This is a genomic window from Aggregatibacter sp. (assembly GCF_057314075.1).
In genome coordinates, this window is record NZ_DBHLAR010000005.1 from 41,356 (window position 1) to 60,227 (window position 18,872).

Here is an 18,872-nt window from a genome sequence, read left to right on the forward strand (position 1 = left end):
TTGGTAAATTAGTTTTGAGACGGGAAAACATCTTCGATGCAGACTTTCGCACCAAGTGAATTCAATGCTTGAACAATTTTTTGTGCGACAAGTAAAGATGGTGCGCGCAACCCCGTTTCATAGTTGGCGATCCGTGGTTGCCCCCAACCGATGTGATGAGCAAGCTCTCGTTGAGTAATCCCGAGTTGCCCGCGAATCTGTGAAATATTGTTCATAAATAATTTCCTTTTGTGATTTTTATCAACCATTAAATCACATTATGTAATTTATATCAATCACAAATTGAAATTATATAAATATAACGCAACGTGTTACTATTTGCGCCAAAAGAGGAGATATAAAATGACTACACTTGGAGAGAGAATAAAAGCGTATCGAGAGCAGTTAAAAATTAGTCAAAAAGAATTGGCAGAAAGATGTAATGACATCGATGATCGCAGTGAGAATACGCGCTGGGGACAACCTCGAATCGCTAATTATGAAAAGGGAAATCGAACACCTGATCTTGAAGATATATCCATCATCAGCAAGGCGCTCAATATCCCTCCTGAAGTGTTGGCATTTGATTCAAACGTAAGCGTGATTGAAGAAAAAACGTATCGCTACCCATTGTTAAGCCCAATCCAGGCTGGATTATGGACGGATATTAAATCACTTGAGGGGTTTGACGGTTACGAGATGATCCCAAGTACAGTGATTGCCTCCGAAAACTCGTTTTACTTGCGAATCGAAGGAAAATCCATGCTCCCTCGTTTTAATGAGGGCGATTTGGTATTAATCGATCCCGATATTTTGCCCACTCCGGGGAAATTCGTGGCCGCAATCAATGGTGATAATGAGGCTACGTTTAAACAATACAAAGAGCTTGGCACAAGAACACCGGAAGGAATACCGCACTTTGAGCTTGTTCCGCTTAATCCAATGTTTCCAACATTAAGCTCGCTCAACCAAGAGATCCGCATTATTGGCGTGGCAAGAGAACGTGTAGAAACGTTATAGAGTGGCGAGGCGTATAAGTTTCAACAACCAATAATTATTAAATGAGGAAATTACTATGGATAATTTAAAACTTGAATACTTTTCCAAAATTAATTTAGATGACCCATTCTTTGATAGTTTAAAATCTGATTATAAAGAATTTCCTAATTGGTTTAATAAAAAACGAGAAAAAGGTGAAAGTGCATTTATTTTTATAAACAATAAAGGTTTATTAGACGGGTTCCTTTATTTAAAAATAGAAAATGAAGAACTGAATGATATTAAACCAAATCTACCAAGTAAAAATAGATTAAAAATAGGCACATTAAAAATAAATCCACATGGAACGAGATTAGGGGAAAGATTTCTAAAAAAAATATTTGATATTGCATTAATAAGAAATATCGATGAAATCTATGTGACGTTATTTGAAAAACACCAAACATTATTAAATTTATTTCAAAAATACGGATTTGAAAATCGTGCTGAAAAAATAACTCAAAATGGCCGAGAGATGGTTTTGTTTAAAAATATCTCTAAAGTATCAGGAGATATTGTAAAAGATTACCCCAATACACCAGAAATATCTAATCGCTATCTTATTTCACTTTATCCACAATGGCATTCTAGATTGCTCCCTGATTCTATTTTAAATAATGAAGACCCCGCATTACTCATTAAAGATACATCACACACTAATAGCATACACAAGATTTATCTTACTGCAATGGAAGGAACAGATCGTCTGCAACCAGGAGATACATTGGTAATTTACAGAACTGCGTCTGACGGTAAAAGTGCTGAATATAGCGCTGTAGCAACATCTATTTGCGTAGTAGAAGAAGTTAAAAATATTAATGACTTTAGATCGTTAGATGACTTCTTGAAATATACATTATCATATAGCATTTTTTCTGAGAAAGAATTGACTGAGTTTTTTAAATATAAAAAATACCCAGTGATAATTAGATTTACCTATAACATTGCATTAAATAAGCGTATAATAAGAAAATCATTAATCGAAGATATCGGAATGATAAGAAATCAATATTGGGGATTTTTCAAAATAACTGAAAGTCAATATAGAAAAATATTATCAATAGGAGGAGTTAGTGAAAATCTTGCTATCCATTAAACCTGAGTTTGTAGAAAAAATCATTTCAGGTGAAAAAAAATTTGAATTTAGAAAAACGCTACCTAAACGTGAAGGTGTAACAACAGTTGTGGTTTACTCAACGATGCCCGTAGGACGAATTATCGGGGAATTTAAGGTGAAAGATACCCTATCTCACACGCCGGAATCTCTTTGGGAAAAAACAAAGGAATTCTCCGGCATCACTAAAAGCTTCTTCGATCAATACTTTTCAGCAAAGTCCTTGGCACACGCATTTGAGATTGACTCATTCAAATTATATGACGAACCGTTAGTAATTTCAGATGTATTGCCATCCGGCACACCACCACAATCTTATTGCTATATTAACTAACCAATGAACCGCCTCACTGGCGGTTTTTTATTATCCTCCTTAAACATTGCTTAAATTCGCCAAATCTTTCTTATCTCCATCTCAATTTACTGCAACTCCCTAAAAATCCACCCTCATCATACTTGCTTAATTACAACTAAAACTTGCTTACACCCACAAAAGCACCTCAAAAATCAACCGCACTTTTCTATTCTTGCTTATCTACTGGTTAAAAAATAAGCAAACAAACACATTTCTTTAAAATTTATTTCTTTGAAAATCAACCGATTAATCACAAAATGAAATATTTTTAACTAAATAAATCACACCTTGTGTTGACTGTATTATTTCAAAATGTGATACTAAGCCTATCAAAACGAGATACACAAAAAACAAGGATCCGAAAATGACAACATTTCAAAACTTCAAGAAACAACTTTGCTCGATGGCGCCGATTGAGTGCGGTTTAAAAGTTGGCGACCGAGTTATTTATAAAAACGACTTTGGGGTCAAATTCGGGCCGTTTGAAGTCATTGGATTTGAAAAGAAAGAAGATATTTCAGGCGGAAGATTTGTTTACTTAAACAAAGATTGTTACTGGTTCCCAGTAAAAGCGGAACAACTAACAAAGCAATAAGAATCTTTACTAAGCCCTCTTGGTGAGGGCTTGAATAAAGGTTTTACAACCAAGCCGAAAGGCAACGCTCTTTAAAAATTTGAAACAGGTTAATGATGGGAATTCATGCTCTTATCGAGCTCAGCAAGAACAACATTGCGAATAAGTGGATTTAACTCATATTTATCATTAGTCCAGCCGTACGAAATAAGTTCTTTTGACAAGAGTTTTTCAATGGCTAGCTGAGTTCTGTTATCTGGGAAAATAATTCGCTCATTAAGGCAGGACATTGCAAGAACATGTTGCTCTTCTGTTGATAAATTATGAAGTAGATTGATTAATCTAGCTTGCTCTGAATTAGTTTTTAATGATTCACGCAGTTTTGAAATAATTGATTTGGTCGATTTAGAAATAAGAATCCAAATCATCGTAGAAACCAACGCAAATATCAAAGAACCAAAATTGGCAAGAGTGAACCAATCAGGAAAGAATGCCGGTGTTTTAGCGTTGAGATACAACGTTAATTCGGGCGGAATGAACGTAAAGCCAACAAACAAGAAAACGAAGAACATAGTCATGTGATTAAAAACTACCTTGGTAAGTATGGTATTAAGTAACTTGGCGTACTCTTCCATGATGTTCCTCTGATTAAATTGTAGTCGCAGAGAGCATTATATTCCTCGTTGTAGTCGCATACAAGAGGGCTTGAGCCTTACAAGCATAAAGAAAGGCGCTCATCATTAACCTGTTTCGAGTTTTAGACAATTTGATCTCATGCGGGATATAAATTATCGGCTGATTTAAGTCGAGTAACCCCCAAGCAGAAAACTGTGTCGCGTGTTTAACCGAAAAGAGGTGGTTGGTGAATCAAGGGCAGCGCTGTTTATATCTTTAAGCAATCCTTCGAGGATATGAGGATGGTCGGGGAAACGGCAAACAAGCCCACGGACCAGTTAATGTCGCAGTAGTTACAACCGATAGAACGGCGGACTTTTAATCCGTGCGATGGTGGTTTGAATCCACCCTGCGACACCAATTCAAAGCGCATTCTACACAGACCGATCTAATGAGTGCGCTTTGAAATGGCAAACCTTACGAATCTAACTATGTTAGCAAAGCTACATACTGCTATCAGCTACCGACCGACCAAGCTAAACCCGGTCAAAACTGTATCGGGTCCGGCGGTCACGGTAATTAATTAATATTATTGCGGATCCGCTTGTCCGGAGTTTCGTCTGAAAAAGTGGTGCGTTGCCGTGGCGGGCAATTAAGAAATGAAATACCGAGTGGGATTAATACGACGTTTCCCAAACTATGTAGGGTTCGGTGCGGACGCTGTCGCCAAGCAGCCAAGCGCCGACGTGAACACTGCGTGAACGTGTTACGCAAAGCCTGTGAGCGGTGACAAGAAATCAGGCACTATCGATTTCATAATTTGGTTCCTTAGGTTATTCGCCCTCCTTGTGAGGGCATTTTTTTTGGGAGAAATAAAAATGAAACACCTTAAAGACATCGCTTTATTTGTGCTGGTAGTTGCCGCGTATCTTCCGCCAGTAATCGCACTAATCCTACTCAATTAAGGGACGCAAAATGAAAAAACTAATCAAACTCCACTTCACCGTTGCATTGGTATTTTTAACTGGCGCGGTTATCACCGAGGCTTATTTCAACGTTGCTCAAACGGACGCAACACCACAAACAACCCAATACGCCACAGATTACAACGACAACGTAATCAGTGAGCAAATCAGCGCGGAAGCGATTGCGAAAGCAAAAGCGGAATGGATCGAAGAAAACGGCGAATGGCAACCGAATTTAGATGCCGACACCGAAAAATACTTGCGAAAAACTACCGCACTTTTACAGGAACAACGAAATGCGAAAAGTAAGACGCGGTAGCGTGTTTAGTTTCGACAATCCGGACGATTATTACGAATCGCTGGAAGAACGACCGCAACGTGACGAACCACCGGAAGATGACGAGGAGCCGGCGGACGATGATTGCGACTATTGGAAAAGTAATTGCCATGGCAGAGGTTAAAAATGGAAAACCAAGAACAAAAATTTGAATTAATTATCAGCACAGAAAGTAAAGTGCTGACGTGTAATATCGCCGACTTTGAAAAACAAGCGGAACAGTTTTTATCTACTCTCACGCAGTCCTTTGAAACGGACGAAGATTTCGGGCGCGCAAAGGAAGAAGTGAAAATCCTTAAAGAGTTGGAAGATAAAACCCGCGCGGCGATTAAAAACGCACAGCAAGGCGATATTAACAAGCTGATCGAACAGGCAGAAGCTATCGCAGAACGTTTTCGTCAAGAGCGATTGTCGCGCGATAAGTTGGTGAAAGAAAAAGAGGCATCGATTAAGGACAATATCGCGAACGCGGCGATAATTGAAATCCTCGATACGCGCAATTCGGCATGCGGTGAAAGTGCTATCTCGCTTGCACTTGAATTTACCATGCCAAAAGACACATTGAAAAAACGAATTAATGACGCGACGAAAAACAAACGCACCATTGACGGATTGACTAAAGCGGTAAACGCCGAAAAGGCGTTAGTGCTTGCTGAACTGATGTCAGAAATCGCGCGCTTACAATCACGCCTAAAACTTATCCCAATCTCGCACGAATATCTGTTTAGCGACGCGGTGAAATTGATTGCCGGTGAAGACGACTTGGAAGAAATTGTGGCGCAGCGTATCGAAGATGAAAAGCAACGCGAAGCACAACGCGCGGCAGAAGCGGAAGCGGCAGCCGAAAAAGCCAAGCAGGAAGCGGAAGAACAGGCAAAAGTACAGGCGGAAGCGGCGGCGGTCGCGCAGGAAATGGAAGCGCAAACTCCACCGGCAGAAGTCAATGAATCGGTAATTAATTTTGTTGTAAAAATACCGTTCACAGGCACAAAAGAACAGGCGATCGAATTTGCTAAACAGATTAAAGCACAATTCGGCGATGGCGTAACACTATCACTTTTAAAATAAGGGAAAAAAATGACAACTTTACCAGCTGAAATTCAATCTGCACTTACCGAACGAAATATTGATTCAGCCACATGGACAACACTACAAAATAGTGTTTTTCCCGGTGCGAAATCCGAAAGCATTTTACTTGCGATTGATTATTGTAAAGCGCGAAAAATAGATATCCTCAAAAAGCCGTGTCATATCGTACCAATGCAGGTCACCATTAAAGACCAAAAAGATAAATACGGCAACGATAAAAAAGAATGGCGCGATGTCATTATGCCGGGTATTTACGAACAACGAATTACAGCTTTCCGTACGGGGCAAATGGCAGGACAAGATGAACCTGTATTTGGCGAGTTAATTAATCATTTAGGTGTAACCGCTCCAGAATGGTGCCGTGTAACAGTTTATCGTTTTATTAATGGTGTTCGTTGTGCGTTTTCACACACGGAGTATTTTTCCGAAGCTTGTGCAACAACCAGCGTTTATGAAGACAATAAAAAGACCGACAGACTAAAAGTCAATTCAATGTGGACTAAACGCCCGCGCGGACAGTTGGCAAAATGCGCAGAAGCCGGCGCGTTGCGTAAGGCATTTCCTGATGAGTTGGGCGGAGTAATTACCGCTGATGAAATCGCGGAGGAGCCAACGCCAGCAGCACCCGACAATCACGCGAATGTAATCGATACAACTGCGACTAAAACCCCAATGATTACCGATAAGCAGTACGACAAATTGTCGGATTTAATCGGATTAACTGGCACCGACGAGCAGAAATTGTTGTCCGCTTACGGTAAATCGCGACTTGACGAATTAACAAGTGCTAATGCCGAAAATGCTATTGGCATCTTGAATAAGCGTTATCAAGAGAAAAACAAACCGGCACCGCAACCTGACGACAACGAGGAAAACATCCCGCTATGATCGACGGATTAATAACCCTAGATTGCGAACAAGGCTCGGAAGAATGGCTGGCTGCAAGGTTAGGCATTCCGACCGCGACTGGTTTTGAAAATATCGTCACCGCTACCGGCAAGAAATCGGCAAGTTATATTAAATATATGGCGGAGCTGATCGAAGAAAGCATTTTAGGCGGTGGCGATACGTTTAAATCCGGTTTTATGGAGCGCGGCAATCAGTTAGAACCGCAGGCCCGCGCCGCTTACGAGTTTTTAACCGGCAATGACGTTATTCAGGTCGGCGGCGTGTATCTCAACGAAAACCGCGATGTAATGGTTAGCCCCGACGGATTAATTCCGTCGCTCAAAAAAGGACTTGAAATCAAATGCCCGAAAATGAGTACCCATATCCGCTATTTACTTGAGGGCGGCGTACCGGCTGAGTACGTCATTCAAGTGCAGGCGAATTTGTGGGTGACAGGCTACGAAACTTGGGACTTTGTGAGTTACTGCCCCGAGTATCAAAAACAAACGCTTTATTTGTTCACCGCCGAGCGCGACGAAAAACTGATGAAAGCCTTTGACGAACATATCCCGCAATTTGTTAAAACGCTGAAAGCGTATAAGGAATGAATATGAGAAAAATTATTCAAATCGTTACAGGACAAGATTTACAGTGCGATTTAGGTCATACACTTTACGCATTGTGTGATGACGGAACAGTGTGGTGGCGAACTTATGCGTGTCCCAAGCTTGATAAATGGCAACCGGTACCTGATATTTCCCAGGTTAATGAAGTTGATTACACAAAACCCATGCGCCCTATTTACAACGTAAATGAAACCATAAATTTGAAATGGGTTTACAGAATAGATCAGCCGTCTGCTTATCACGGATTTCAAGTGCTAAAAGTCGCGGCAAGAAATGTATCTGAACAAAAATATAAATTTGGGGCTTATTACAAAACAAAAGATGAAGCTATAAGAGCCATTGAGGCTATAACTGGAATGGATTTTCAGGAATATGAAAAAATAAAATATTATTCTTAATAAAGAATAACTACCAAACCCGCTAACAAGGCGGGTTTTCTTTTATCTACAAACAACCCTTAAATAACTGGAGGCTCACATGAGCAAAACTAACTTTGATAAAACATTATCTCAACTTAATCGCGGCGAATTAAACGCAGAATTAACCGACGCACTCGCTGAAGTAATTAAGGCGGTCCGCGAAACTCGCAAACAAGGGACGCTAACATTAAGCCTGAAAGTATCCATGCTTAACACACGCACCGAAAACCAAATCAAAATCACACCAATGGTTAATTCAAAAATCCCTGAATTGGATCGCGAAGAAAGCATTGTGTTCTCAACGGCTGACGGTGACGTGCTTTTCGATGACCCAAGCCAACTTAAAATGGATTTGAAAACCGTCGAAGATAAACCGGCAAGCGGTCTGAAAGTCGTTAGCAGATCCGCCGCAGCTTAAGCTTAATCGTAAATCTTAATCGCTAGCCTGTCACACGACAGGTTTTTTATTAACTCCAGAAGAGGAAAAACAAATGGAAAAAACAACCGTAAACGATATTGCCAAACTTGCGATCAATGGACTGCCTGTTGAAGATAGTTATAAAGCCGTTATTTTAAATAACGAGTTCAGCGTCGAATCGTTGGAAAAATTACAGCCTGCACCGAACCGTTTGCGCCAAAATCTGTACTTAAACACCGAACAGTCCTTAATTGATTACGCCAACAAATTCAAGGTTGCCGGCACCGCTATTTTTTCCAACTTAGATGAATTGGAGATTACTGCCGTTTTTGACTACCACGCAGATCCAGCCAATCCTCGTTGGGGCGACCATACCGCAACTTATAACTGCCCTTACTCAAAAGATTGGAAAGAATGGGCGCACAAAGACAAACAGGCAATGAGCCAAGTTGAATTTGGTGCATTCTTGGAAAATAACATTCACTGCATTGCAACTGACGGCAACATCGTAAGCGGCGCTGAATTATTGGCAATGGTGCTGGCCTTTGAAGAAACCCGCAAATCTGAATTTAAGTCGGTTAAACGCTTACAAGACGGTACTATGTCGTTTACCTACACAGACGAAAAAACCGGTGGCGGCAACGCAAAATTGCCGGAAGAAATTGTACTGGGCATCCAACCATTCCATAACGGCGATTACTACCAAGTAAAAGCACGCATTCGTTATCGCATTAAAGACGGATCGTTGTTCTTGTGGTACGAATTAATCAATCCGGAAAAAGTGGTTGAAGACGCGTTTAATACGACATTGGAAAAATTGAAAGCCAATATTGCCGACGTAGATTTCTACGAGGGCGTATTAGACTAAATAAATACAACCGCACTTTAAATCAAAGTGCGGTCTTTTTTTAAGGAGAACTTATGAAACCGTTTGATTTACAAGAGGCGTTGAATGGCGCGCCGGTAAAACTACAAGACGGAACCAAGGCATTTGTTTTGCATAAATTAAATACCAAATCGAAAGAATGCCTTATGGGATATTACATCGATCAATATGGATGGCATTATCAACTCAGTTGGCGTGAAAATGGTCGCTCAGAGCATGATCAAATTGATGACGCCGATATTATCGGCATGTGGGAAGAGCCAGAACTAACATCCGAACAGGTGCTGGAAAAGGCGTATCAGGAAGATTTAAAAGTTAGTCTTGACGGGCAAGATGTATATATCATCATAGGCAAAGCTAAAGATGGCAGTTACTTATTGGGTTGTGAGAAAAGTGATTCTTATGTTGCGTGGAGCGAAGACTTTGGGCACCCTGAAATATACCTGGATTCCATAGTGCAAAAATCCGACACAATCACCGTTACACTGCCTAAGCCGTTTAAACCAAAACAAGGAGAGGCCTACTACAGTATTACTTATACTAACGAAGGAGTAGGCAAAATGCATGCAAACCGACTTGATCATGGTAGCATTTTAAACGGCAACTGTTTCCGATCCGAATCTGACGCTCAAGCATGGCTTGACGCCATGAAAAACGCTTTAGATGATTAATTCAAGCCGTCCGAAAGGGCGGTTTTTTATTGGAGTAAATATGAGCGATTATTTATTTTGGTATTTAGTTATTGTCGGCACTGTTTTGCAATATGCCGAGAGCAAAGCGAGATTGGCAAAAATCAAGCTCCAAGAGGATCTTTTTATTTTTAACGTCAAACTATGGCTATTAGCGAGAGGTGTAAATGTTTTTTAAGCAAGATTTACAAGTTGTTGATGGTAAAAAATATATCGTCATTGAGTGCCAATTCCATCGTAATTGGGACGTTGTCCGAGAATCGGAAAAAGGCGTAACGCAAGGTGAGGCTATGGAAATCGTACAATACTGGCTCAATACAAAGGCGTTGATCGCAATCAGATAATGATTATTGAGGTGCCGGATATTGTTAGACCACGTTGATTTAAGGGAAACACAAAATGGAAATCAATGTCTATGACGAATTTTTATCCCGTCCTGAAATTGAATTTCTGACGGGATGCAAACAGAAATCGCGAATTATTAAGCAGCTAAACGCGCAGGGGATCAAGTTTACTTTAAATGCCGCCGGCTATCCTGTCGTTCGCCGTGACTATGCTAATACTAAAACGAAATCAAACAAAGCCAGCGCAGAAAAAGAAACTTGGTGTCCAAAAGTTCTTTACGCATAGGGGGAAATCATGGGACGACCACGAAACTATGAAAACCAAGGATTGCCACAAAACTTAGTTTGCCGCCGGAGAAAACGCGCCAGCGGGAAAGTCATAACCTATTATTTCTACACGCTCGCCGACAAATCCGAAAAATCTCTTGGCACGAACAAACATCAAGCAATCTTGGAAGCCGCTAAGTTAAATTTAGATCGTTCCTTGCCAAATGAAATTATCACATTTCATGCGGTGGTGGCGAGATATATGGACGAGATTGTGCCAAACAAGGCGGAAACAACAATTATAGGGAATAAGCACTCAATCGGATTTTTAAAGAAATTTTTCGACAATCCGACCTTAGAGCAAATTGAGCCAAAACATATTCGGGAATATTTGACTTGGCGGAAAGATAAACCCAGTTCGGCAAATAGAGAAGTTACTCTATTTCACCACATTTGGGCAATGGCGCGCGAATGGGGATATACAAAACTCCCCTGCCCTAGCGACGGTATCGCAAAGCATAAAGTGAAACCGCGTGATGTTTACGTCGAAGATCACGTTTATCAAAAGGTTTACGAACTCTGCGACCAAGACATGAAAGACCTAATGGATATAGCCTATCTGACCGGTCAACGCCCAGTAGATATTGTCAAAATCCACCGCAGCCATATCTATGACGGAATTTTACATATCACGCAACAAAAGACCGGTGCAAAACTACGCATCGCAATAATCGGGCAGCTACAAGAAATTGTTGAGCGGCGGTTACAAGATAAGGAAGGCTATCTTTTCCTTAATACTTGGGGCAATCCAATGACCCGTGCATTGGTGACAAATAACTTTTTGGACGTAAAGAGGAAAGCTATTGCGCTTTATCCGGAGTTGAGAAAGGAACTTGAACAATTCCAATTCCGCGACTTGCGAGCCAAAGCGGGTACAGATAAATCATTATCTGCGGGCGATGATGAAGCCCGAAAACAACTCGGTCATACGTCTTTGCGGATGACAAAACGTTACATCCGAAAAGACAAGGTGATCAGCCCGACAAAATAGGGAATTTCGGAACATACACCATTATTTCGGAACGCTTGCAAAATTTTAGTTTGTAATTCGTTGTTTTTATTTGGCGCGTAAAAATGACATTTAAAAATACAAGTTTTACACAGAGTTATATTTGTCAAGTAGCCTAAGTCACAAATTTATAAATTTTTTCTAAAAAATTCGCTAGATTTTTATTAACTAATTGAAAAATAAAAAAATGTCATTTTGCAATCAATTTTATATCGAATTTCAATGAAGCCTGATTTTATCGGGGGTGGGATAGTTTTTAAAATAATAACTCACAAACTTATCCACAGAGTTTGTGGATAGAAATATCACATAAAAAAATAGAGAAATATTTTTTAATGTTAGGTGTTGACAACCCATAGGTGGATAAGTAACATACGCGACCTATCTTTTGATACCAAATTTATTCCTCCTTAGTTCAGTCGGTAGAACGGTGGACTGTTAATCCATATGTCGCTGGTTCAAGTCCAGCAGGAGGAGCCAATTTTTTCTTTTGGATAGTTTTTATTTGTCTCCTTTTATAAAAACTAAAGCACACCGAAAGAATTTGAGCCCATAGCCTCCTTATGGGCTTTTATTTTTTTCTGCTGAATCCTTTTTCCTTACGTCTTCTTATCTCACAAATAATGCCGCACCTCCGCTTATCGGCAAGGTCGTACCATAAAGTAACGCTAACGCAAAGAAAATCAATATAGTACCGGCAAGACATTTCGCCACCGTTTCTATATCTATGTTTGCAAAAAGTCGACGATACCATTGCCCGATTTTAATCGCTGTTGAGCGAGCATAGCGCACCAACAACGCAAATGCAGATAACGTAATTCCCGTACCAAGTGACATCGCAAATGTTGCCACCATCCCCCAAGCAAATAAGTCCAACATATAGGCAAGGAACAAAACAAAAATCGCACCGGAGCAAGGTCGCATGCCGATACTCAAAATAATCAATACGCTTTCCTTTGTATTTACGTTTTGATTCAAAGCGTCAGGATCCGGAATATGTTGGTGACCACAACCACAGCTGGCATAGTGTTCCGTATGTGTTTCTGGAAAAACAGTTGAAATTCCTACCGCACTTTTAGGGGCTATCTGCCCATCAAACCGTATCTCATTTGCGATACGGTGTTTAATTCGATGAATTTGTGGCGTTTTCTTTATCTGTCGACGTTGTTTATACAACCGTTTCCCACTTTTCCAACACCAATTCAGCCCAAGAAAAATCACCAGAACATAAGCGCTTCGTTCCAACCATAATTGGCTTAAATTGAAGTAGGCGGAGGAAAGTTGCAAAATCAGCACCACAACAGACACCGCCAAAATGGCAACTAATCCTTGAGCTAAAGAAGAGAAAAAAGTGATTTGCATGCTACGTGCAAGCTTCGTTTGATGAGTTGCCAAATAGCCGGCAATAATAAACTTGCCATGTCCAGGACCTAAGGCATGAAACACACCATATAAAAAACTCACCAAAATGAGCAGACTGCCGGCATAAACAGGCTGTTGTTTAATGGCATGTAAATAGGCAGAGATGATTTGATTAAATTCCCGTTGCCAAAGTACAACATGGGAAAATAACCATGGAAACAAATAAATACAGGCAATTAGCAATATGCCTAACAACAGGAAATAAAATAAACGGGATTTCATGAATCTCTTAAAAACTATTTGCAAATTAACCGCACTTTTTGTGCAAACTGCGCGCCAAGGGTATTATCTTCGTTGCGTTGAGACTGATCTAACGAAGAAGCGTAAGTTTTGAGTTTTTCATTAACATCAGGCTCCAGCACTTCGCCATGACAATTTTCCGGTAATTGAGAAAAATCGACAGCCGAATGAAAAGGTTGATCGTAATACATAGAAACATAATAAGTCGGATCGTAAGTACTTAATGTAAATTCGTTATCCTGCAAAAGCTGCGGTTTTGACAACATAAAATCAAAATAATACAACACCTGCGCCCCACTACTCTTCATGCCGTAATTTTGTGGTTTCGCGCTGTATTTTACTTTATTGCCTTGCTTATCAAATAAATAGCTAAAGTAATGCTCATTGACCACATTGCCGATAACCTCATCAATCAATTTCTGCAATGCTTTCTTGTCACCTTTCGCTTGTTTTACATCATATAACACAGCAGCTGAACTGGGCTCATCTAAAATCCATTGCATCGAAAACCCGACTAATTGTTGTTTGTCAACCAACACCTTCGTTTTCATGTCAATAAACGCATGAGGATGCGCAAAAAGCGTTTGGGCACAAATTAAGGTTATAAAAAATAAGCTTATTTTTTTCACTGGTTCACCTTCCCGGTAAATTTGACTTCATTATTTTAGCATAAATAAAAATGCACCACAGTGCGCTCAAAAAAGCATCCATCATGAAAAAATCACTCGTTTTTTCTGATTTATATCAAACAAACCTAATTTTGCATTTTGCTTCTCACTAAAAAATCGATAACATTCAACACCATCAAGTGATTGCTTGATATTCATAAAGTTCCTAAATAAAATAATCATAAATAGCTAAACTACTTTCCTACCTCTCTTCGGAGAGGTTTTTTTATGTCTAAAATTTTACTGCGATAAATTGGCACAACAGCAAACATCAAGTAGAATGAGCCGCCTGAATCATGACAATAATCTTTATGATTTATTGTTTCTTTAGGGTCATTTCGCATGTCAAAACATCAATAAAAATGACCGCACTTTTCCCTTAACCAGAGAAAAATTATGTCAACACAATTCGTTTACACGATGCACCGAGTAGGCAAAGTGGTTCCGCCGAAACGTCATATTCTAAAAGATATTTCCCTAAGCTTTTTCCCAGGAGCCAAAATTGGTGTGCTCGGCTTAAACGGCGCCGGTAAATCCACGTTGCTTCGCATTATGGCGGGCATTGATAAAGAAATCGAAGGGGAAGCGCGTCCGCAACCCGGCATTAAAATCGGTTATCTTCCTCAAGAACCCAAACTGGAACCGCAACACACTGTGCGTGAAGCAATTGAAGAAGCCGTGGGTGAGGTTAAACGTGCGTTAACGCGTTTAGATGAAGTTTATGCCTTATATGCCGATCCTGATGCAGATTTCGACAAACTTGCCGCTAAGCAAGCGGAGTTGGAAGCCATCATTCAAGCGCATGACGGGCATAATTTAGACAACCAATTAGAACGCGCCGCCGATGCGTTACGTTTACCGGATTGGGATGCCAAAATCGAACATTTATCCGGGGGTGAACGCCGTCGTGTGGCACTTTGCCGTTTATTGCTCGAAAAACCAGATATGTTGTTATTAGACGAACCGACCAACCACTTAGATGCAGAATCCGTGGCTTGGTTAGAGCGCTTCTTACACGACTACGAAGGCACCGTGGTGGCAATTACCCACGACCGTTATTTCTTAGATAACGTTGCCGGCTGGATTTTAGAACTTGACCGTGGTGAAGGTATTCCTTGGGAAGGCAACTATTCTTCTTGGTTAGAACAAAAAGAAAAACGCTTGGCACAAGAACAAGCGCAAGAATCTGCCCGCCAAAAATCTATTGAGAAAGAATTGGAATGGGTGCGCCAAAATCCAAAAGGTCGTCAAGCAAAAAGCAAAGCGCGTATGGCGCGTTTTGAGGAACTTAATTCCGGCGAATATCAAAAACGTAACGAAACCAACGAACTCTTTATTCCACCTGGCCCACGCTTAGGAGATAAAGTCATTGAAGTACAGCATTTAAGTAAATCCTACGGCGACCGCACTTTAATTGATGACTTGTCTTTCAGCATTCCGAAAGGCGCTATCGTTGGGATTATCGGGGCAAACGGTGCAGGTAAGTCGACCTTATTCCGCATGCTTTCCGGAAAGGAACAACCGGATTCCGGTTCCATCACTTTAGGTGAAACTGTCGTATTGGCTTCCGTAGATCAATTCCGCGATGCCATGGACGACAAGAAAACCGTGTGGGAAGAAGTTTCTAACGGACAAGATATTTTAACTATCGGTAACTTTGAAATTCCAAGCCGTGCTTATGTAGGACGCTTCAACTTCAAAGGCGTGGATCAGCAAAAACGCGTAGGTGAACTTTCCGGTGGTGAACGCGGCCGTTTGCATCTAGCAAAATTGTTACAAGCTGGCGGCAACGTATTGTTACTGGACGAACCGACCAACGACCTTGATGTGGAAACCTTACGCGCATTGGAAAATGCTATCTTAGAATTCCCGGGCTGTGCCATGGTGATTTCCCATGACCGCTGGTTCTTAGACCGTATCGCTACACATATTTTAGACTACGGTGATGAAGGCAAAGTAACCTTCTATGAAGGCAACTTCTCCGATTATGAAGAATGGAAGAAGAAAACCTTCGGTGCTGAAGCTCTTCAACCACACCGCATGAAATATAAACGTATTGCGAAATAAGCCTTTGTCGTTTAACCCCAGACTCCATTGAATCTGGGGTTGTTTTTTATATTTCCTCAGTATATTTACATGCCATATTTCATTTATTTCTCATTTTGTGATTTTAATCACAGCCAAATGAAATAAAACTCCTTAAAATCAAAAAATATAAATATATAAATTATTTTATTTGATAAGCCAAAACATAGAGGAAACATCATGAAAAACATTGATTTATTAATTACATTAACTGCCCATGAGCGCGATTCAAATAATGTTACGATTGCTTTTACTGTCGGAATAAACGCCCTCGAAAAAGGCAAAGACACTGTCATTTTATTGCTTTCCGATGCCGTTCATCTCGGCGCTAAAGGTTACGGAGATAAAATCAATATTGGCGTACCGTTCAAACCGGTTCATGAACTCATTGATACCTTTATTGCAAAAGGTGGCAGAATTGCCGTATGTTCTTCCTGTATGCAACATAACGGCGTATCCGAAGAAAGCCTTTATTCTGAAGCAGAAATTGTGACTGCTAGCTTTATCACAGAAGCCTTATTTGTTTCACAAAGACAACTTCAACTGAATTAATCTTTTTATAGTATTTAAATAAAAAGCCATTAAACATCATATTTAATGGCTTTATACACATCAAATTGTTGAAACAGAGTTTATCTGCTACCTTCTTCAATCACACGTGGAAACAGAATATTATTTTCCGTATGAATGTGCATCATCAAATCATCCATAAATTCTTTAATGCCGCTATAGAGTGCACGCCAAGTATTGCAAGCATCTGCCGGTGGCGTTAAGTTATTGGTCAAGGCTTTTAGCACCTCTAAATGTTCGCCATGTTCGGCGTGTTCATGTTCCATCACCTGAATCGGCATTCTTGCCATGGCATAATTGCCCATCTTGATCATTGGAAATAAAATTTGCTCTTCTTTCATCATATGGCTGCTTAAATCGGCATAAACATTGTGTAATTCAGCTGCCACACCTACCGGGCAATCATCACGATCACCATGTACAGATTCTACGCGTTCAGCAAGTACAATAAGCTCTTGTAACTGAGCACGATGGCGCTCATGATAACGATGAATAATATGATCGATGATTTCTGCATACGGTGCAGTCAACCAACGTTGCTCATCATCTTGCTGTTTACTCTCTTGTAGTTCGGTTAAACGCGCTTCAATTTCCGCTAAATTTAAATTTTTCTCGGCAACCGCAGCACCTAAGGTATCCGCACCACCACAACAAAAATCAAGATCGTATTCACGTAAAAGTGCGGTAGATCCCGGAATCGAAATCGCAATTTCACTTAATTTCTTATCGGCAAAAGACATTCTAATTTCCCCCATAATGTGTTAATAACAAAAACCTAGCAAAATAGTAAACTATTTTGTAAAAAGATAAAGCGCTTTTTCAAAAAAAGTGATTTTGTATGATTCAGGTCAAAAGCCATACCCTAAAAGAGTAAGACAGAAAAAAGAAAAAAACGGTATGCTAAATAACATCATTTTATTACTAGGACACACCATGAACCGTTTATTGACCACGCTATTTGCCGTATGGCTACCTATCTCAACCCTTGCCTTAGAAAAAGAAGCCCGTGAAATGCCGAAAGGCGGAATTGATAAAGCGCTATTGGGACAAATTTTATTTTTTGACAATAACCTTTCTTTTCATGGTAATCAAAGCTGCTCCAGTTGTCACAGCCCGGATACCGCCTTTGTTGACTTACGGGAAAACAGTGCAGACAAAATGGTCTCCCAAGGCGATGATCCGAAACTGTTCGGCACACGCAATGCACCAACCATGCTTTATTCCAGCTACGCGCCCGAATTTCATTATGATGAAAAAATTCAAGATTATGTAGGCGGTCAATTCTGGGATGGGCGAGCCAAGAACTTAGCTGAACAAGCCGGTGGGCCACCAATCAATCCGGTGGAAATGGGAATGCCGGACAAACTTTCTGTGGCTAAACGGATCTACAATACACCGATGTATTTCATGCTCTTAACCCAACATTATGGCGAAGCCACGTGGGACAGCGTAGATAGCGTTTATGCCGCGATGGAAGATGCACTTGCCGTATTCCAAAAAGAAAAACGCTTATTACACCCTTTTGATAGCAAATACGACAAATCTTTGCAGGGTAAATATGCGATGACTGCGCAAGAAAAGCGTGGTCAGCAATTATTCTTTGATAACACCAAAACCAACTGCAGCAATTGCCACCAAGCGCAACAAGCTGAACACAAAGAAGAAACCTTCACAAATTATCGCTATTACAACATGGGTGTGCCGAAAAATCGGCGGTTAATCGCTCATAATCAGCTCAGCGAAGATTTTATCGATAACGGCTTGTTGGATAACCCAATGGTCAAGGGGGATCAACGCCAAAAAGGCAAATTCAAAGTGCCAACCCTGCGCAACATTGCCGTCACCGCACCTTATATGCACAACGGCGTGTTTAAACATCTGCGTACCGTGTTAGAATATTTCGATCATTTCAACAACTCGGCACGCAAACTGAACCCTGAAACTCATCAACCTTGGGAAGCACCGGAATACGCCGCAACGATGAATCTTGAAGAACTCAAAGCCCCACCGTTAAGCGATGAACAACTGGATGACCTTGAAGCCTTTCTGAAGACCTTAACGGACGAACGCTACGAAACGCTACTCAAACAACAGTAAAAACGCTCGCCAAAATGACCGCACTTTTCTCTTCTCTCAGCACGAAAAGTGCGGTTAAAAATCCCGTTGTTTTTTGCTATAATCCTGCGCAGTTTTGCTTCCAAGATTTTATTAATGA

Annotated in this window: 25 protein-coding genes and 2 tRNA genes; 22 read left to right on the plus strand and 5 right to left on the minus strand. The window is 40.5% G+C overall.

All coding sequences use genetic code 11. The annotated features are described in order from the left end of the window. Positions 1-8 precede the first annotated feature (8 nt). Positions 9-215 carry a helix-turn-helix transcriptional regulator gene (locus tag ACO5E4_RS03695; RefSeq protein ID WP_485862109.1) on the minus strand — a complete coding sequence of 69 codons (207 nt, stop codon included), beginning with the start codon at positions 213-215 and terminating at the stop codon, positions 9-11. 127 nt (positions 216-342) lie between these two features. Here ACO5E4_RS03695 and ACO5E4_RS03700 point away from each other — a divergent pair, with 127 nt between their 5' ends. From ACO5E4_RS03700 to ACO5E4_RS03715, 4 genes are all read left to right on the plus strand, one after another. Next, positions 343-999: a LexA family protein gene (locus tag ACO5E4_RS03700; RefSeq protein ID WP_485862110.1), complete on the plus strand. Its 657-nt coding sequence runs from the start codon at positions 343-345 to the stop codon at positions 997-999. A gap of 55 nt (positions 1,000-1,054) precedes the next feature. Beyond that, positions 1,055-2,113 (plus strand): N-acetyltransferase, encoded by a 1,059-nt coding sequence (locus ACO5E4_RS03705; RefSeq protein WP_485862111.1) that lies wholly within the window; start codon positions 1,055-1,057, stop codon positions 2,111-2,113. Further along, positions 2,091-2,465, plus strand: a complete 375-nt coding sequence (locus tag ACO5E4_RS03710) for an ASCH domain-containing protein (RefSeq protein WP_485862112.1) — start codon at positions 2,091-2,093, stop codon at positions 2,463-2,465. Before ACO5E4_RS03705 ends, ACO5E4_RS03710 begins: the two co-directional genes overlap by 23 nt. Before the next feature lie 385 nt (positions 2,466-2,850). Beyond that, positions 2,851-3,081: a hypothetical protein gene (locus ACO5E4_RS03715; protein WP_485862113.1), complete on the plus strand. Its 231-nt coding sequence runs from the start codon at positions 2,851-2,853 to the stop codon at positions 3,079-3,081. 89 nt (positions 3,082-3,170) lie between these two features. Here the strand turns inward: ACO5E4_RS03715 and ACO5E4_RS03720 are convergent, their stop codons facing one another. Further along, on the minus strand, positions 3,171-3,695 hold the full coding sequence (locus ACO5E4_RS03720) for a hypothetical protein (RefSeq protein ID WP_006718666.1): 525 nt from the start codon (positions 3,693-3,695) through the stop codon (positions 3,171-3,173). Between the two features lie 323 nt (positions 3,696-4,018). Between ACO5E4_RS03720 and ACO5E4_RS03725 the strand changes: the two genes are divergently transcribed. From ACO5E4_RS03725 to ACO5E4_RS03795, 15 genes are all read left to right on the plus strand, one after another. Beyond that, positions 4,019-4,095 (plus strand) — tRNA-Lys (locus ACO5E4_RS03725). Between the two features lie 555 nt (positions 4,096-4,650). Next, positions 4,651-4,959, plus strand: coding sequence for a hypothetical protein (locus ACO5E4_RS03730; RefSeq protein ID WP_485862114.1), 309 nt, complete (start codon positions 4,651-4,653; stop codon positions 4,957-4,959). Further along, a complete protein-coding gene (locus tag ACO5E4_RS03735; RefSeq protein WP_485862115.1) occupies positions 4,937-5,101 on the plus strand; it encodes a hypothetical protein in 165 nt (54 codons plus the stop codon). Before ACO5E4_RS03730 ends, ACO5E4_RS03735 begins: the two co-directional genes overlap by 23 nt. Positions 5,102-5,103: 2 nt before the next feature. Further along, positions 5,104-6,045, plus strand: a complete 942-nt coding sequence (locus ACO5E4_RS03740) for a hypothetical protein (RefSeq protein WP_485862116.1) — start codon at positions 5,104-5,106, stop codon at positions 6,043-6,045. Positions 6,046-6,054: 9 nt separating this feature from the next. Further along, positions 6,055-6,954, plus strand: coding sequence for a phage recombination protein Bet (gene bet, locus ACO5E4_RS03745; RefSeq protein ID WP_485862117.1), 900 nt, complete (start codon positions 6,055-6,057; stop codon positions 6,952-6,954). Next, entirely contained in the window at positions 6,951-7,562 is a 612-nt protein-coding gene (locus tag ACO5E4_RS03750) for a YqaJ viral recombinase family protein (RefSeq protein WP_485862118.1), read from the plus strand. Before bet ends, ACO5E4_RS03750 begins: the two co-directional genes overlap by 4 nt. Positions 7,563-7,564: 2 nt before the next feature. After that, complete coding sequence (locus ACO5E4_RS03755) at positions 7,565-7,978, plus strand: hypothetical protein (RefSeq protein ID WP_442539291.1); 414 nt, start codon at positions 7,565-7,567, stop codon at positions 7,976-7,978. A 79-nt stretch (positions 7,979-8,057) separates the two neighbouring features. After that, positions 8,058-8,417 (plus strand): hypothetical protein, encoded by a 360-nt coding sequence (locus ACO5E4_RS03760; protein ID WP_485862119.1) that lies wholly within the window; start codon positions 8,058-8,060, stop codon positions 8,415-8,417. Between the two features lie 73 nt (positions 8,418-8,490). Next, positions 8,491-9,285: a DUF2303 family protein gene (locus tag ACO5E4_RS03765; RefSeq protein ID WP_230622422.1), complete on the plus strand. Its 795-nt coding sequence runs from the start codon at positions 8,491-8,493 to the stop codon at positions 9,283-9,285. A gap of 53 nt (positions 9,286-9,338) precedes the next feature. After that, positions 9,339-9,974 (plus strand): hypothetical protein, encoded by a 636-nt coding sequence (locus ACO5E4_RS03770; protein WP_485862120.1) that lies wholly within the window; start codon positions 9,339-9,341, stop codon positions 9,972-9,974. Positions 9,975-10,014: 40 nt separating this feature from the next. Continuing rightward, on the plus strand, positions 10,015-10,170 hold the full coding sequence (locus ACO5E4_RS03775; RefSeq protein ID WP_485862121.1) for a hypothetical protein: 156 nt from the start codon (positions 10,015-10,017) through the stop codon (positions 10,168-10,170). Next, positions 10,160-10,336, plus strand: coding sequence for a hypothetical protein (locus tag ACO5E4_RS03780; protein WP_485862122.1), 177 nt, complete (start codon positions 10,160-10,162; stop codon positions 10,334-10,336). Before ACO5E4_RS03775 ends, ACO5E4_RS03780 begins: the two co-directional genes overlap by 11 nt. Before the next feature lie 55 nt (positions 10,337-10,391). After that, positions 10,392-10,622 carry a DUF4224 domain-containing protein gene (locus tag ACO5E4_RS03785; protein ID WP_485862123.1) on the plus strand — a complete coding sequence of 77 codons (231 nt, stop codon included), beginning with the start codon at positions 10,392-10,394 and terminating at the stop codon, positions 10,620-10,622. A 9-nt stretch (positions 10,623-10,631) separates the two neighbouring features. After that, positions 10,632-11,654: a tyrosine-type recombinase/integrase gene (locus tag ACO5E4_RS03790; RefSeq protein ID WP_485862124.1), complete on the plus strand. Its 1,023-nt coding sequence runs from the start codon at positions 10,632-10,634 to the stop codon at positions 11,652-11,654. Positions 11,655-12,076: 422 nt separating this feature from the next. Further along, a tRNA-Asn gene (locus ACO5E4_RS03795) sits at positions 12,077-12,152 on the plus strand. A gap of 129 nt (positions 12,153-12,281) precedes the next feature. Here ACO5E4_RS03795 and zevB read toward each other — a convergent pair. Both zevB and zevA read right to left on the minus strand, forming a co-directional pair. Further along, positions 12,282-13,316, minus strand: coding sequence for a zinc transporter permease subunit ZevB (gene zevB, locus ACO5E4_RS03800; protein WP_485862125.1), 1,035 nt, complete (start codon positions 13,314-13,316; stop codon positions 12,282-12,284). A gap of 14 nt (positions 13,317-13,330) precedes the next feature. Continuing rightward, entirely contained in the window at positions 13,331-13,963 is a 633-nt protein-coding gene (gene zevA, locus ACO5E4_RS03805; protein ID WP_485862126.1) for a zinc transporter binding subunit ZevA, read from the minus strand. Between the two features lie 435 nt (positions 13,964-14,398). On the opposite strand from zevA, the gene ettA reads away from it, so the two are divergent. Both ettA and ACO5E4_RS03815 read left to right on the plus strand, forming a co-directional pair. After that, the gene (ettA, locus tag ACO5E4_RS03810; RefSeq protein ID WP_485862127.1) at positions 14,399-16,069 is read left to right on the plus strand and encodes an energy-dependent translational throttle protein EttA; all 1,671 of its coding nucleotides are present in this window, start codon (positions 14,399-14,401) and stop codon (positions 16,067-16,069) included. A gap of 198 nt (positions 16,070-16,267) precedes the next feature. After that, a complete protein-coding gene (locus tag ACO5E4_RS03815; RefSeq protein ID WP_314956069.1) occupies positions 16,268-16,639 on the plus strand; it encodes a DsrE family protein in 372 nt (123 codons plus the stop codon). Positions 16,640-16,719: 80 nt separating this feature from the next. Here ACO5E4_RS03815 and ytfE read toward each other — a convergent pair whose 3' ends face one another. Beyond that, entirely contained in the window at positions 16,720-17,397 is a 678-nt protein-coding gene (ytfE, locus tag ACO5E4_RS03820) for an iron-sulfur cluster repair protein YtfE (protein ID WP_209363092.1), read from the minus strand. A 193-nt stretch (positions 17,398-17,590) separates the two neighbouring features. Here ytfE and ACO5E4_RS03825 point away from each other — a divergent pair, with 193 nt between their 5' ends. Further along, positions 17,591-18,754, plus strand: coding sequence for a cytochrome-c peroxidase (locus tag ACO5E4_RS03825; RefSeq protein WP_485862128.1), 1,164 nt, complete (start codon positions 17,591-17,593; stop codon positions 18,752-18,754). The last annotated feature ends 118 nt before the right edge of the window (positions 18,755-18,872 follow it).

What these genes read in the sequence shown, in the direction of transcription:
- ACO5E4_RS03695 (WP_485862109.1), bottom strand. Translation starts at nt 215, where the DNA reads ATGAACAATATTTCACAGATTCGCGGGCAACTCGGGATTACTCAACGA.
- ACO5E4_RS03700 (WP_485862110.1), top strand. Translation starts at nt 343, where the DNA reads ATGACTACACTTGGAGAGAGAATAAAAGCGTATCGAGAGCAGTTAAAA.
- ACO5E4_RS03705 (WP_485862111.1), top strand. Translation starts at nt 1,055, where the DNA reads ATGGATAATTTAAAACTTGAATACTTTTCCAAAATTAATTTAGATGAC.
- ACO5E4_RS03715 (WP_485862113.1), top strand. Translation starts at nt 2,851, where the DNA reads ATGACAACATTTCAAAACTTCAAGAAACAACTTTGCTCGATGGCGCCG.
- ACO5E4_RS03720 (WP_006718666.1), bottom strand. Translation starts at nt 3,695, where the DNA reads ATGGAAGAGTACGCCAAGTTACTTAATACCATACTTACCAAGGTAGTT.
- ACO5E4_RS03730 (WP_485862114.1), top strand. Translation starts at nt 4,651, where the DNA reads ATGAAAAAACTAATCAAACTCCACTTCACCGTTGCATTGGTATTTTTA.
- ACO5E4_RS03735 (WP_485862115.1), top strand. Translation starts at nt 4,937, where the DNA reads ATGCGAAAAGTAAGACGCGGTAGCGTGTTTAGTTTCGACAATCCGGAC.
- ACO5E4_RS03740 (WP_485862116.1), top strand. Translation starts at nt 5,104, where the DNA reads ATGGAAAACCAAGAACAAAAATTTGAATTAATTATCAGCACAGAAAGT.
- bet (WP_485862117.1), top strand. Translation starts at nt 6,055, where the DNA reads ATGACAACTTTACCAGCTGAAATTCAATCTGCACTTACCGAACGAAAT.
- ACO5E4_RS03750 (WP_485862118.1), top strand. Translation starts at nt 6,951, where the DNA reads ATGATCGACGGATTAATAACCCTAGATTGCGAACAAGGCTCGGAAGAA.
- ACO5E4_RS03755 (WP_442539291.1), top strand. Translation starts at nt 7,565, where the DNA reads ATGAGAAAAATTATTCAAATCGTTACAGGACAAGATTTACAGTGCGAT.
- ACO5E4_RS03760 (WP_485862119.1), top strand. Translation starts at nt 8,058, where the DNA reads ATGAGCAAAACTAACTTTGATAAAACATTATCTCAACTTAATCGCGGC.
- ACO5E4_RS03765 (WP_230622422.1), top strand. Translation starts at nt 8,491, where the DNA reads ATGGAAAAAACAACCGTAAACGATATTGCCAAACTTGCGATCAATGGA.
- ACO5E4_RS03770 (WP_485862120.1), top strand. Translation starts at nt 9,339, where the DNA reads ATGAAACCGTTTGATTTACAAGAGGCGTTGAATGGCGCGCCGGTAAAA.
- ACO5E4_RS03775 (WP_485862121.1), top strand. Translation starts at nt 10,015, where the DNA reads ATGAGCGATTATTTATTTTGGTATTTAGTTATTGTCGGCACTGTTTTG.
- ACO5E4_RS03780 (WP_485862122.1), top strand. Translation starts at nt 10,160, where the DNA reads ATGTTTTTTAAGCAAGATTTACAAGTTGTTGATGGTAAAAAATATATC.
- ACO5E4_RS03785 (WP_485862123.1), top strand. Translation starts at nt 10,392, where the DNA reads ATGGAAATCAATGTCTATGACGAATTTTTATCCCGTCCTGAAATTGAA.
- ACO5E4_RS03790 (WP_485862124.1), top strand. Translation starts at nt 10,632, where the DNA reads ATGGGACGACCACGAAACTATGAAAACCAAGGATTGCCACAAAACTTA.
- zevB (WP_485862125.1), bottom strand. Translation starts at nt 13,316, where the DNA reads ATGAAATCCCGTTTATTTTATTTCCTGTTGTTAGGCATATTGCTAATT.
- ettA (WP_485862127.1), top strand. Translation starts at nt 14,399, where the DNA reads ATGTCAACACAATTCGTTTACACGATGCACCGAGTAGGCAAAGTGGTT.
- ACO5E4_RS03815 (WP_314956069.1), top strand. Translation starts at nt 16,268, where the DNA reads ATGAAAAACATTGATTTATTAATTACATTAACTGCCCATGAGCGCGAT.
- ytfE (WP_209363092.1), bottom strand. Translation starts at nt 17,397, where the DNA reads ATGTCTTTTGCCGATAAGAAATTAAGTGAAATTGCGATTTCGATTCCG.
- ACO5E4_RS03825 (WP_485862128.1), top strand. Translation starts at nt 17,591, where the DNA reads ATGAACCGTTTATTGACCACGCTATTTGCCGTATGGCTACCTATCTCA.